Source organism: Methylolobus aquaticus (assembly GCF_054172105.1).
In genome coordinates this window covers 19,863-32,290 of record NZ_JBSYXP010000011.1, presented here as the reverse complement: position 1 = coordinate 32,290, position 12,428 = coordinate 19,863, and the positions used below count along the sequence as shown (strand labels likewise).

The 12,428-nt window shown below is 60.3% G+C and carries 12 protein-coding genes; 2 read left to right on the top strand and 10 right to left on the bottom strand.

Features of this window, described 5'->3' with window-relative positions; translation table 11 throughout:
- Positions 1-62: 62 nt before the first annotated feature.
- Both ACW73L_RS15065 and ACW73L_RS15060 read right to left on the bottom strand, forming a co-directional pair.
- Complete coding sequence (locus ACW73L_RS15065; RefSeq protein ID WP_498923164.1) at positions 63-500, bottom strand: DUF2834 domain-containing protein; 438 nt, start codon at positions 498-500, stop codon at positions 63-65.
- Positions 501-609: 109 nt separating this feature from the next.
- Complete coding sequence (locus ACW73L_RS15060) at positions 610-951, bottom strand: zinc ribbon domain-containing protein YjdM (protein WP_498923162.1); 342 nt, start codon at positions 949-951, stop codon at positions 610-612.
- A 338-nt stretch (positions 952-1,289) separates the two neighbouring features.
- Here ACW73L_RS15060 and ACW73L_RS15055 point away from each other — a divergent pair, with 338 nt between their 5' ends.
- Entirely contained in the window at positions 1,290-1,661 is a 372-nt protein-coding gene (locus ACW73L_RS15055) for a hypothetical protein (RefSeq protein WP_498923160.1), read from the top strand.
- A 119-nt stretch (positions 1,662-1,780) separates the two neighbouring features.
- Here ACW73L_RS15055 and ACW73L_RS15050 read toward each other — a convergent pair whose 3' ends face one another.
- The 3 genes from ACW73L_RS15050 to ACW73L_RS15040 all read right to left on the bottom strand — a co-directional run bounded on the left by ACW73L_RS15050 (position 1,781) and on the right by ACW73L_RS15040 (position 4,507).
- Positions 1,781-3,628: a hypothetical protein gene (locus tag ACW73L_RS15050; protein WP_498923158.1), complete on the bottom strand. Its 1,848-nt coding sequence runs from the start codon at positions 3,626-3,628 to the stop codon at positions 1,781-1,783.
- A 148-nt stretch (positions 3,629-3,776) separates the two neighbouring features.
- Positions 3,777-3,932, bottom strand: coding sequence for a hypothetical protein (locus ACW73L_RS15045; protein WP_498923156.1), 156 nt, complete (start codon positions 3,930-3,932; stop codon positions 3,777-3,779).
- Between the two features lie 218 nt (positions 3,933-4,150).
- Positions 4,151-4,507 carry an Lpp/OprI family alanine-zipper lipoprotein gene (locus tag ACW73L_RS15040; RefSeq protein WP_498923155.1) on the bottom strand — a complete coding sequence of 119 codons (357 nt, stop codon included), beginning with the start codon at positions 4,505-4,507 and terminating at the stop codon, positions 4,151-4,153.
- A 680-nt stretch (positions 4,508-5,187) separates the two neighbouring features.
- On the opposite strand from ACW73L_RS15040, the gene ACW73L_RS15035 reads away from it, so the two are divergent.
- Positions 5,188-7,083, top strand: coding sequence for an alginate lyase family protein (locus tag ACW73L_RS15035; protein WP_498923154.1), 1,896 nt, complete (start codon positions 5,188-5,190; stop codon positions 7,081-7,083).
- Positions 7,084-7,200: 117 nt separating this feature from the next.
- Here the strand turns inward: ACW73L_RS15035 and ACW73L_RS15030 are convergent, their stop codons facing one another.
- The 5 genes from ACW73L_RS15030 to ACW73L_RS15010 all read right to left on the bottom strand — a co-directional run bounded on the left by ACW73L_RS15030 (position 7,201) and on the right by ACW73L_RS15010 (position 12,102).
- Complete coding sequence (locus ACW73L_RS15030; RefSeq protein WP_498923152.1) at positions 7,201-7,701, bottom strand: hypothetical protein; 501 nt, start codon at positions 7,699-7,701, stop codon at positions 7,201-7,203.
- 27 nt (positions 7,702-7,728) lie between these two features.
- Positions 7,729-8,235 carry a class I SAM-dependent methyltransferase gene (locus tag ACW73L_RS15025; protein WP_498923150.1) on the bottom strand — a complete coding sequence of 169 codons (507 nt, stop codon included), beginning with the start codon at positions 8,233-8,235 and terminating at the stop codon, positions 7,729-7,731.
- Between the two features lie 625 nt (positions 8,236-8,860).
- Positions 8,861-9,682, bottom strand: a complete 822-nt coding sequence (locus ACW73L_RS15020; RefSeq protein WP_498923149.1) for an SDR family NAD(P)-dependent oxidoreductase — start codon at positions 9,680-9,682, stop codon at positions 8,861-8,863.
- Between the two features lie 22 nt (positions 9,683-9,704).
- A complete protein-coding gene (locus ACW73L_RS15015) occupies positions 9,705-10,880 on the bottom strand; it encodes a radical SAM protein (RefSeq protein ID WP_498923147.1) in 1,176 nt (391 codons plus the stop codon).
- Entirely contained in the window at positions 10,861-12,102 is a 1,242-nt protein-coding gene (locus ACW73L_RS15010) for a glycosyltransferase family 4 protein (RefSeq protein ID WP_498923145.1), read from the bottom strand. Before ACW73L_RS15010 ends, ACW73L_RS15015 begins: the two co-directional genes overlap by 20 nt.
- Positions 12,103-12,428 lie beyond the last annotated feature (326 nt).

The following is a 12,428-nucleotide window of genomic DNA, read 5'->3' as shown; positions in this document are numbered from 1 at the left end:
CGCATCGTGCAGGCCATCGGAAAAACAAACCCTGGCGACCCATCCACGACCAGCCGTTGACGCTACCCCCAAGCGAAAAACGTATAGGCCAGTAGCGCGGGGCCAATCAGCAACAGGCCCACCAGATTGCCGGCCGAAAGCCTGCCCGCATGATCACCCTCACCCGACCTGGCCAGCAGGATCTCCCGATGGACCAGGAACCAGGGCAATGCAGCGGACATGGCCACGAAAATACCGAACAGGATCCAGAGCCACACGCCACGTATCGACAGGCGTCGCGCCTCCAGCAGCATCCACACGATGACCGCAAGCCCCAGCCACAGAATGTCGATGGTGATCGAGCGACTGGCCGGGTTGACCAACGTCTCCTGCCAGAATCTGGCGTTGGCCTCGAGGAAGCCCAAATCGAGGTAATGCCGGTTGTTGCTCCAGGTTCCCAGCAGAGCCGTCAGCCCCAGGAGGCCATAGGCCGTGCACAAAGCGTATCGGGTGATGTTCATGCCGTGTTCTCAGTGGTGGTCCTCGGACGATTCAGACAGCTCCGCTACCGCCATGCCCCGCTTTCCGGGCCTGGCACGTCACCGGACGGCACGCCATAGACTGGGCGCCTCAGGCCTTCCTGACGAACACCGACTTCAACTGCATGGCACCGATCCCATCGATCTTGCAATCGATGTCGTGGTCACCCTCGACGAGCCGGATGTTCTTGACCTTGGTGCCAACCTTGACGACCAATGACGAGCCCTTGACCTTGAGATCCTTGATCACCGTGATCGAGTCGCCGTCGTGCAGGGCGTTGCCATACGCATCGCGTACGAGCGCCGTGTCATCATCCGACTCGACCATCTCCTCCTTGGGCCATTCGTGCGCGCATTCGGGACAAATGTAGAGTTTGCCGTCGGCATACGTGTATTCGGAATTGCAGGCGGGACATGGCGGCAGCTGAGTCATCCGGAAATCCTGTCGGTTGTTTTGGAATTGCGGGCAATGGTACGGCCGGTCCTTGGTCAGCGCTACCGGCCGCGCTGAACCCACTGCCCTGGCTTACCGAGGGTGCAGCACTTCGGGAAGTGCCATCACGCAGCTGGCAGCGATGACCGGTCCTGCTGCCCTCCCTGCCCGGCGCGACTCCTGATCAATACTGGCGTATGAGTCCCTCGCACGACGCGCCCATCAGCGTCGCGTTGCCCCCTACCGCGGGTCCATTACCCTCGGTTCGCTTGGTTCACATGCGGCACGTCGATGTGACGGAACTTCTGTTGGACATCCGATCCGAGGGAATCACCACCATGAACATGAGCCTGACACTGACGCTGTTTCTGGTTATGGCGGTATCCGCGGGCTGTGCGACCAAGCCGAATACCGCGACGGACTGGGCAAGTGCCGCAGAGAGCACCGTCACACCCGAAGCGCATGTATCGCTGGCCAACCATTTCGAAGGGCTGGCCCAGACGGCTGAGGCCAATGCGGATGAGCAACGTCGCATGCTCGCCGACTATCAGGCGCGCCCACATCGGCATGGTCGCGGAATCAAGGATCTGCGGGCACGTTCCAGCGCTTTGCTGCGGGATTTCGAAGCGGAGGCCAAGGATGCCAGGCAGATGGCCGAGTTGCATCGCCAGATCGCGTCGGGGCTAGAAATGAATCAGATCGTCGATTAGCTCGCCGCGACGGCCAGCCCGTCCGGCCCGTCGCGAGCGCTGAGAGTGCCCGTCCCTCAGCCTTGTCGCACTTGACATGCGCACGCCGCAGCCATGGATCGGCCTTCCGAACGGCAATGTCAGTCGACCGACAGCGGCCCTGACTCTGCCGCACTCGGCACCAAGCCCAAACGCCGCGCGTAACGCGCCAGGGCGATCAGCGGAAACGCGTAAGGGTACGACGGATAGTTCATGTAAACGATGCCGGGGTGCCCCGTCCCTACCGTCGACGGGTCCACCCACTTTCCGTTGGTGACGATGTCCTTCACCAGATAGCGGGCAGCTGCCTTCGCATTCGCCGCAGTCTTGGCTCCCCCTTCCAGCAAGGCCAACAGGGCCCACGCCGTCTGGGAGGGCGTCGCAACGCCGACACCGGCATAGCCGCGATCCAAATAGGACAAGGTGGACTCGCCGTAACTGCCGTCGACGTGTTGCCGCCCCTTCAGCCAATCGAATGCCTTGCGCAGGTAAGGCGCTGCCGGGTTCTCGCCACAGCGGATCAGACCGACGACCGCAGCCGACGTACCGTACAGATAGTTGATACCCCAGCGCCCCGACCATGCGCCGAGTTCATGGTCCTGCACTGCCTGCAGGTAGGCGACCGCCTTCTGGACGGTGGGCGAGTTCTCCGCGGTGTAACCGAGCAATCCGAAGGACTCAAGGATGTGCCCCGTCACGCAGGGCGCGCTTTCGTCGAAAAAATCGGCCGAATCCTCCATGGGCTTGACGGCCAGATTCAGCAGAGGGTTCCCATCGTTGTTGCGCGCGAATGCGCCCCAACCGCCGTCATCGTTCTGCATTCGCTGCAGGAACTCGATGGCTCGCTCGGCACTATCCCGTTGGCCCGGGAAATGCGTCAGGAAGGACACCATCTCGGCCGTGTCGTCGGTGTCCGGGACGTCACGAAACCCCTCGCCGAACGGTAACCCACCGTCAGCGGTCTGGTGCGCCACCAGAAAATCGGCGACCGGAGCCAGCTCGTCCGTACCGACGCCCGCCTCGGCCAGCGCGATGCCCATCAGCGCACTGTCCCAGCATCGGCCGTTGCAGGTCACACCATGGTAGGCACTGCCCCCACTGCGCAGATACAAACGTTCCAGGAAGCCGAAGCCGCGCTCGATGCGCTCGGCGAACTCCGCGCGACGCGCGGGACAGTGTGTCAAATAGTCATCGAACGCCATCAGGCACAGCAAGGTCGACAGCGTGTAACCGCCCCAACTGCCCTCTGGCTGCTGCGCCTCGACCATTTTCGTGATCAATTCCTCGTCCGTCGCGGACGGCGGGCTGCTGATGACGGTGCCGGACTGAACTGAGGCAAGCGCCGCACGGGGCTTGCCCGCATACAATTCCAGCAGGGGCAGCAGGCCCTCGGGCAACCGCGCGATCTCCCGGCGCGAGAAATAGGCCATCGGCAACAGATGGGGCCCGATCCACTGGCCAAAACTGGCCGGTTTGACCGGGCTCCACTCCTTGAACAGGACGGCCGGAATGTCGGGTACGTCCCGCCAATCGTACTGCCCGGCCAGCGCGAGGAAGATCTTTGCGAATACCGAGCAGGCTTCGATGCCGCCGCGATCCAGCACGAAAGCTCGGGCGCGCACCAGACGATCGTCCTCGACCGAGACGCCCAAGGCTTTCAGCGCCCAGTAATTGAATAGTGTGGCGTTGATGTCCCCATCCGACAGCTTGGCATCGCGCACCATCGGCCAGGAGCCGCTGTCGAGGTAGGTCTCCCACAGGACATCCGAGAGCCGTTGCGGCTCGAACGCCGACTCGTCCCATCCCAGCCAGCGCAGCATCAGGAAATACTGAGCGACGTAGTGCGGTCCGAGATACGGCATCAAATCCCAGTGCGTGCCACCGATACAGCTTGCCCGGACATTCCCAATGCCCAGTGCGATGGCATGCCGCAAGGACGCTGGATTCATGGGTACAGGCGCGTCGCGAACCGCGGCGTGAGCTTCCGTTCCCATCGATAACTGACGCGAGCACCGACGTGGCAACCCTCATTATTGGATGGGACCGTCACCCCGATCAGGAGCAGAGCGTGGCCAAGGAAAACGTGTGCGGTTCCGCTCAAGCTTCGTTGCGCATCAACAGCGCCGTGGTCTCCTCCGGCGTGATCGTGCCACCCAGTTGCTCAGCCATGCCCTGGTCCGCGTTGGGCAACGCATCCTGTACGGCATGTATCGGTTTCCACTGCGGGCGCCGGTGTTGCTCGCTATAGATCACGCGGCTTCTCCGAAAAGAGCCTTGCCGCTGGCCTGCCGCGTTCCGGGCTCGCCAGCCTCGGGCGTGATTGAGTCGACTCAACGAAGGCTGGACGTTGCATCCGCGCCCGGCCACCCTGCCCTGACGATCGCGCCTGCCACCGCTCGTCGGGACGGCTCGCCCGATCGAAGCCGCACGACACGGGGAGCACTGGAGCCCTGCGGATGGTTGCAGCAGGCTTAGTGATGGTGGTGTCCGCTGTAGGGATGGCTATGGGTCAGCTTGCCGTGATGGTGGTTGTGACTGACGACACTGTGACGACTGTGAGCGCCCTTCGCCAGAATCTGGTCGAGCTTGGTGCTGGCAGCTAGCGCGGCCGTGGCGGCACGATTGGCCTCGGCCTCCGCGCTACCGGCCTTATCGCTGGCCGCTTGCGCCGCAGCGAGAGCCTGCTCCGCGGTGCCACGGATGCTGGCCTGCTCAGCCTTGAGGCCGTCGATCTGAGTCTGAATCCCCGACACATCCGATTTCGACGCGCAGCCCACGAGCAGGCCCGCCGACAACGCAACCAACCCAAGTGTCATGACGGACCGCATGCTCAAATCTCCCTGTGAATAGTCTGAGGTTATCCAGCAGCCCGATTCTCCGGCAGATGGGCGCCGGCCGTCAAATCCCGGCGGCCCATGCGACCGAGGCTGAGCTTGATCCCCAACAGAGAAAACACACCGGGGTCGGTGCGACCCGCGGGGATGCGGATCTTGGCACCTCACGATAACTCACTCAGACTGGCAACGATTGCATCTGACCCGGCCTCCTCGGCCAGTTCCGCCATGAAAGCCTCTTGCATCCGTTCGATCTATCCCGCCATTGGACCTGTTGACTCCAGCGTTTACACACCATTTCCGATGTCCATACCCCACTTCGACTGCCTCGGTAACGCTCTTGATCAAGCCGCGGCCGTTGCGTATTAGCGATGATTCCGGTGTCGTTCGACCGTCACTGCGAACGCGCCCTGCCATCCCGTCAGCCACCTATTTCGCTTATTACCTACGTAGAAGTACGTATTGCCTTTCGCGTCCAAAGCGCCATACTCGGCGTCGAATCGACTATTAAAACAGGGTAGCCGAAGCAGGGCTTGAGGGCCTTCGTATACCTGACCTTTTCCCTTGGTAGCTAGACTGTCACTCCTATGGTCCGGGCCTCTCCTAGGCCGAGGCCGAACGAGCAAATAAACAGCTCCATTTGAACAGGTGGCCGTATAGGTCGAGAATAATAGGTGTTATGGCCTTCGGTCTTTGTGTCTGAATTGGGGGGAAATTTAGAGGATATTTTCGTGATATCGAGTGGCGACAAAAAAAAGTCATCCGTAATACTTTTTCGTAGCCAAAAGCCGGTCCTTGACTCCCCTCGCACCGGGCCTTTTCGGATAACCACCATCGGTGCGGACGCTTCCCCACGAGAGCCACGATTAGTTAAGAGACCTGCCTTCCAGCCAGCTCTCGACGATGTCAGACATTGGGTTCTGCTCGTCACTGCCGTCATCGCCTGTCTTGGTTGGATTCAGCCTGCCTGGTCTGTGGAAGGTGGAGTTGCCAGGACCTTTCATATCAAACTGAGAAGCCTCGAAATCGATAGGGCGCTCTGGATGGCGGGTGACCCCGCGGTTAAGCGACGGGTTCAGGCCCTGGAGGGGCGGGCAAACAGCGCCCTTTTACGGGGGCCTTATTCCATCACGCAGAACACCGCAAAGCTACCCATAAGCCCCAGCCATGACCCTCACGACTTCGTCGCAATCGCCTTTCGCGCCTGGCCGAATCCCAATACGCCAGACGGCCTGCCCTGGGTCATACGGGACGGACATCACAACCCTGCCAATGATCTGGATTGGACATTTTTCGATCCAATGGTGGCAGATGCGGAGTTGCTGAGTCTGGCCTACTACATTACCCGTGACGAACGCTATGCAGAACACGCGGGACGTTTATTGCGGGCGTGGTTCATCGACCCCGACACTCGCATGAACCCCCACATGAAGTATTCCAATATTGTGCCCGGAGCAGGGTTTCGGGGAGTCAATCTGCCTATCTTCATGATCGGAATGTACCGAATATGCGATGCTGCAGGCATTCTGGAAGCATCTCCCTCTTGGCATCAGGCTGACGCGGATGCTCTCGCGGCTTACTTTAGAACCCTGCTGTCTTGGCTCGAAACCGATCCCGACGCGGTGGCCGATGGGGAAGTGCAACAGAACCACAGCACCTATTATCGGGCCGGAAGAATGGCCATGTATCGGTACCTCAGGAATACCGCACGCGCAAGGCAAGCGTTCGACGACTATGTGGACCGGTTCCTGCCGTTACAGTTCGCCTCCGATGGAACGCAACCCCTGGAGATGGAGCGCGCCAACAACTTTACATACCATATCAATGGCCTCACAGCGGCTTACAGCATTGCACAATTGGCTGACGGGGTTGGGCGGACGAGAAATCTTTGGAACCACACCACACCCGACGGGGCAGGGCTCAGAAAGTCGACCGAGTTCCTGTTGCCTTACCTTCTGGGGCAGGAGGAGTGGCCCTATTTCGACGGCGAAGTGTTTACGATAGAGCCCGAAAAGCGCGCCTTGATGTTGCAACGCGCTGCGCTGGGTTTCAACGATGCCGGGCTTTCCTCTGCCGCGACGGCCGTTATGGGGAACAAGCTCGGCGATCCTCTGCTTGCGCTGATGTACCCCAGCGAGGCGCTATCGCTGGTCAATGGAGGATTCGAGGCTGGCTTCCTGGCATGGAAGGGTCTTGGATCCGCTCAGCTGGTCGGTAATGATGTGCATGAGGGCAAAAGCGCCGTCGTGTTTTCGAGCCCGGCCGCATTCTCCACCCTGCTCCGGCAGGATGTCGGCGGGCTACCCGCTGCCCGCTACACCGCTTCCATTTGGTACAAGCGAATGAGCGACGTCAACGGCGCCCAATTCAGCGTAACCGTCCGCAGGCGGGTCAACGGCATCTGGGAAACCCCGTACCGCGCCCGGTCGCCGCTTACGACCCGTACGACCTGGACCCAGGCCGTACTCGACAACATCCCGGTCATTGATGGAGATGTGCTGCAATTCGGAGTGTGGATGAATCTCGGACCTGGCGGCGCCTTGTACCTCGATGACGGCCGTTTGCAGTGACTGCCAGATCGGGAGGCCCGCCCCATCACCGCAGGAAAATGGGCAGGCTAAGGACAACAGCCCGCGGATCGTGTTCGCTGGGCGGGCACGGCGTATGCCAAACCCAGCGGCGTTCGCTCACCGTGCCCGCAGCAACGCATCGGCGTCGGCCACCGACGCCGACCGAGTGCGCTTGTCGTACAGACAGAGCACGCGACCGCGCTGGTTCTTCATGTGCGCTTGCGGGTATCGACCTTCGATAACCAGGGCGGTCAAACCCAGGCGATCATCGAACTCGATCGGGCTGCCCCCGGGTTTGGCCTCACGCAAGGCGCTCGCCGCCGAGCAGGCGGCAACAACCGCGGATTCATGCGCGGCCCAGGCACCCGGTGACGCCGCGTGTGCGGCACAGCCGCCACCGAGGGCGAGACAGGCCGTCGCCGCTCCGGCAAGCTCGACCAGAGCGGATTTCCGCAGGGTTATGGCACGCGACCCCGCCAATCGTACCCGGGCAGTGCCCGCGCGCCCAGCGGTGACCGCCGCCAAAAGCACGCGCAGCCTACCCCAGCCCTTGGCAGGCGCAGGCCAGCGGGCTGAGCCCGGCTGACGCGCACTGTCGGAATGCAAACCCGGTCCCATTAGTCCTGCTCCTCTCGCTTTGTCATCTCATCTCGCCTTCTTTGCCACGACGGCAGGAAACATTCGCTGTTCATCGTGAGTCACCGAAATTACCTCAAATCCCGCTTGCGTGAGTTGTTGGCGCGTCTTTACCTCATCCCGGACACAGGTCCATTTCACCGGCAGAACCTCCTGAAAGAGGAAACGCTGGTAATCGAGATCACTCGCGCTTGTAGGCTGCCACTCGTCAGGGGGCGTGATGAAGCTGACGATAAACACGCCTTCCGGTCGCAGCGCCCGCGACACACTGCGATAGAAGTCGGTACATCGTTCATCGTCCTCGACGTAAATGTTCAGCCCGTTGCTGGTGATGAGGTCCCAGCGATCCGCCGATTCCAGGTTCCAGGCGTCGCGTGCCTCGCATTCGATCGTCACCGGGGGATTGCGCTGCCTGTAGTTCGCTTCCGCCCCGCTCAACGAATCCGGATCCAGATCGACCGCCGTCAGCACGACATCCTCAGCACCCGAGTAATCGAGCGTGAGCAAATCATCCATCAGCCCACTGGGGAGTGACGCCAATCGCATACCGGAGCGGATCAGAGGCTGCGTCAACGCGCGGAATAGCTGAAACCGTTCCTGCGTTGCGAGGACGATCGGACACCGATTCAGAAGCCGCGACTCGAACTCGGCCATGCGACTGCCGTCGCTACTGCGATTCGTAAGCCTGCCCCTTTCAGGGTGCATCAGAATATACGAAGTCCAGTATCCATTTAAGCCGAGGTTGGAGAGCAAGAATCGCCCGAGCTCGAAGCCTTGAAGGGCTGCGCGAGCTTCGGCGATTCTCGGATCGATCTCGTAATTACCCGGAACGCTGGTATGTCCGTGAGAGATAAATGACATAGAAAGCAGGGGACTAAGGTGGGTCTTCTGGATGGTTTAGGCCCAGGTGAGCGGTGTCCGGGGGTAGCGACCGCCCAACGCTCGATTGGTTCGGAACCAGGCAGATATCACAAGACCGCCACACCCGGATTTCTGCCGGGTAGAAGTGTACAAGAGCGAACACCTGAATCATCGAGAGAAGGAATGCCCCATCGCCGGGCGAAGCCTCAGGCAAGGTGCCGCGGCTGGAATGACGACCCTAGTGCACTGGCAGGCGATGCGCCGTCTCGACATCGTATGTTTAACCCAGGCGACGCATCTGCAGCCACTCAAACCACGTATCCGGCAACAGGCGCTGCAGCGCCAATTTGCGGTACGCGTCCTTTCCACAGGCATAGCGACGTCGCGGAGCCCGAGTAGCGAGCAGGGCGGCCACTTGCCGCGCAACCTGGGCTGGGAAAGAGCCCGAAGGTGGGTTGCCACCGCAACGGCGACCGAGCAGGCGCTCGTAGCGCTCGAGACCGTAGGCGCGCAGCACCGGCAACAGGTGCTGCTGTTGTGCCTTCAACTTATCCCAGAACGGCGTGTTGACCACACCGGGCTCAAGGAGGGTGACATGTATGTTTGAGCCGGCGAGTTCCAAGCGTTGGCAGGCAACCAAAGCGTCGAGCGTCGCTTTGGTGGCTGCATAGTTGCCGGTCAATGGCGAGGCAATCCGCCCACTCGTCGAACCAACGTGGACAATGCGGCCGCCCTGCTTACGCAGTGACGGCATAAGCGCTTGAATGAACGCCATGGGACCGAAGACGTTGACTTGGAATAGGTCATGATAATCGTCGCTCGAAGTTAGCTCGACGGGTTTCACCGCACCGACGCCGATCGCATTAACGATACCCACGCTAGCTGAAGCCTCGGTGATCCAATCCATGGCCGTGCCAGCGGCACGTTGAATGCTGTCACCGCTGGAGACGTCCAAACTCACGCACTCCACACGGTGTGCCAGCGGGAACTGGGCCAGTGCATCGTCGAGCGCTGCTGGTTGACGCACGCACGCGAGCACACGCCACCCGCGGGATACGGACTCTTGTAGGCAGGCGAGCCCGATGCCGGACGATGCGCCCATGACGATGACATCCCTGATGAGCTCAGACACCGCAACAACCGTCTACCTGGTTGCCGGGTCGCCGACACACCTCTTCCGAAGATGAAGGTGCAGGTTTACGGTAAGCCGCCATAATGTAGTTCTCTGCCGGATGAGTTAGCTTCTTGCCCGGAATGGGGCGGATTGTCGACACGTCCTCGTATCCTTTCCAGACATGATCGCAAATCAGGTCATGACTGCAACTGCGGCAAGCGGGCAACCGACGCTTCCGGACCAATTCGATGAGCCGGGTCAAACCGTAGGTCTTCATGCCGATCAGCCCGCGGCCGAATGGCAACCTCCAGTTTCGTGCCAGCAAGCAACCCGACAGCGAGATTGCATCAAACACGACTGCACGCCAGCCAGACGCGGCGCGCCGGATGCGATTGCTAAAGTAGTAATTCCAGTCGTCGGGATCGAAATTCTGCTGGTAGAAATTCATGACATACCGCTCGAAGCCTTGCATGTAACAGAAGGGTATGTACTTGACGCTGAGTGGTGGCAGCGCCATTTCATAGCGGGCAATCGCTCGCTTGAGAGCAGCGGCAGCCTCCGCGTAAGTGACCCTGAGGCCCGCTTCGGTACCGCTGGCCTGGGCCGCCGGACTAAACACCGCAAAGTGGACAGCGCTTGCCTGAAGGCTTAGAAACAGAGCCAGGATATCCACTATTTCGGCCAGATTGTCTCCCGTGACGGTACACGTGGTGCGACAGCGCACGCCGAGGGATCGAAGATTCCCAAAGGCCTGGATGGCTTTGCCGTGACTGCCGGGGATGCCGGTCAGGCGATCATGGGTTTCCGCCCGGGCACCGTGGATCGAGACGAGCACGTCATTGATCCCCGCCGCCACGAGTTCTTCAGCGTACGACGGCCGCGCCAGGCGAATGCCATTCGTTATCAGCGAGATATAACTGAAGCCGAGCTGGCGCGCGAACCTTGTCAGATGCGGCAGGTCAGCACAAATGGTCGGTTCGCCGCCGGTGAATTCGACTTCCGTGGCACCGAGTCGGCGCAATGCCGTTAAGCCCTCGCGCAGAGCGGCGCTTGTAGGCTCCTTCTCGGGTGGTTGGTCCAGCAGATCCTGATAGTAGCAAAAGCCACAGCGCGCATTGCAACGGAATCCGAGTCGTATCTCCCCGCGGCGCGATAGTTCTGGTCTGTTAATGCTGCCTGCCGTCAAGGGTGTCATAAAGGTCTAGCATCCTGCGTGTGTACTGAGTGAGCGAATGCTGGTGCTCGACATGGGCGCGGCTCGCTCGACCGAGCTCCTCAACCTCAGCATCTTTCATGTCGCGAATCTCGCGAAGACACGAGGCCAACGCTTCGGCTGAGCCGCTGGAATGCAGCCAGCCGGTACGCCCCAATTCGATCAGCTCGGGAAGGCCACCAATGTCGGCTCCCAGCACGGGTTTCCCCATAGCATAGGATTCCAGTACGCTCATCGGCGCATTCTCGTACCATTCGGCGGGTAGCACTGTGGCGCGACAAGCGGCGATAGCCGCTCGCAGTTCGGTCTCCTGCAGATGACCGAGAAATTTTACGCGTGCCCCCAACCGAAGAGACTCCGCTTCCAACTCTGCACGCTGGGGGCCATCGCCAGCCAGCCGCACTTCTACTCCTGCAGCGGCAGCGGCTCGCACCAGAGTCAGCAATCCCTTTTCCGCCGAAAGGCGGCCGAAATACAGGAAATGGCCCCCAGCGCCGTAGGACGGCTCCCATCCCGTGAGATCTATCGCATTGGGTATTACAGTGAAGCGCTGCGGATCCCAACCCCATTCGGCCAGCTTGTCCGCGTAGAATTGGCAGGGACAGACGAATCGTTGCACATAGCGTTGGTAGGACCCAAGCCAGCCATTGACGGCGGCTTCCAGGAAGATCACGAAACTGAGAGCAGCCGAGGACTTAACGCATCTATTTCGGAATACCTGGGTGACGCCGCCATCACGGCAAGCTTCGCACACGCCAAAGCCCGCGCGATGCATGTGGTAGGCAGGGCATGCGATCTTAAGGTCATGCAGCGTCATCACCACAGGAATCTGGCGCTCGGCCAGAACGGGCAGTATGGAGGGCGAAAGGTGATGATAAATGCTGTGACAGTGCGCGATATCGACGGACACATTGTCGAGCAACAGGCGCAACTTCCGCTGAGCCTCCCGGGAATAGATCACCTTGGGTACCCGACGAATCTTTTCGACCAGACCATATTCGTGTCCGAATTCGATCTCGTCGACGAAAAAACGCGACCAGTCGCTGGTGCGATTGTTCGGGTGCTGCATCGCAAAGGGCACCACGGTCCAACCTTGGGCCTCGAAGCATGCGTTGTGGTCGAAATAGACCACTTCCGAACCGTCTCGCCGGTAATAATAGCTATTGACGGACAGCAAGCGCTTCGCGGTCGTCATACCGTTTAATTTCCCGCAATGTTGCTTGGACCGCCAAAAAGCTGGCTTGCCGCAAGCGGTAATCCTTCAATCCAGGTTTCTGACTTCATGGTAGTACTACTGGAAGTGGGTACGCAAGTCCACTTAAAGCTTAACTTTCTTGGCCCTACCTGATACTTTTGGTTAGGATGAGAAGAGCCTTGGTAAAAAAATCAGGAAATAGATTATATCTCGCAAAGGGGCTCGAAAAATTCGCTTAATTCGCGAATCCTCCCGGAGAGGCTAGGGCACCGTGGCGACGATTCCAAATAGCCTGTTCGTTACCGCAGAGCAGGCAGCCAGAACCG

Bases quoted from the DNA above. Each gene is read 5' to 3' on its own strand.
- ACW73L_RS15065 (WP_498923164.1), bottom strand. From the start codon at position 500: ATGAACATCACCCGATACGCTTTGTGCACGGCCTATGGCCTCCTGGGG.
- ACW73L_RS15060 (WP_498923162.1), bottom strand. From the start codon at position 951: ATGACTCAGCTGCCGCCATGTCCCGCCTGCAATTCCGAATACACGTAT.
- ACW73L_RS15055 (WP_498923160.1), top strand. From the start codon at position 1,290: ATGAACATGAGCCTGACACTGACGCTGTTTCTGGTTATGGCGGTATCC.
- ACW73L_RS15050 (WP_498923158.1), bottom strand. From the start codon at position 3,628: ATGAATCCAGCGTCCTTGCGGCATGCCATCGCACTGGGCATTGGGAAT.
- ACW73L_RS15040 (WP_498923155.1), bottom strand. From the start codon at position 4,507: ATGCGGTCCGTCATGACACTTGGGTTGGTTGCGTTGTCGGCGGGCCTG.
- ACW73L_RS15030 (WP_498923152.1), bottom strand. From the start codon at position 7,701: ATGGGACCGGGTTTGCATTCCGACAGTGCGCGTCAGCCGGGCTCAGCC.
- ACW73L_RS15025 (WP_498923150.1), bottom strand. From the start codon at position 8,235: ATGGATGATTTGCTCACGCTCGATTACTCGGGTGCTGAGGATGTCGTG.
- ACW73L_RS15020 (WP_498923149.1), bottom strand. From the start codon at position 9,682: ATGGGCGCATCGTCCGGCATCGGGCTCGCCTGCCTACAAGAGTCCGTA.
- ACW73L_RS15010 (WP_498923145.1), bottom strand. From the start codon at position 12,102: ATGACGACCGCGAAGCGCTTGCTGTCCGTCAATAGCTATTATTACCGG.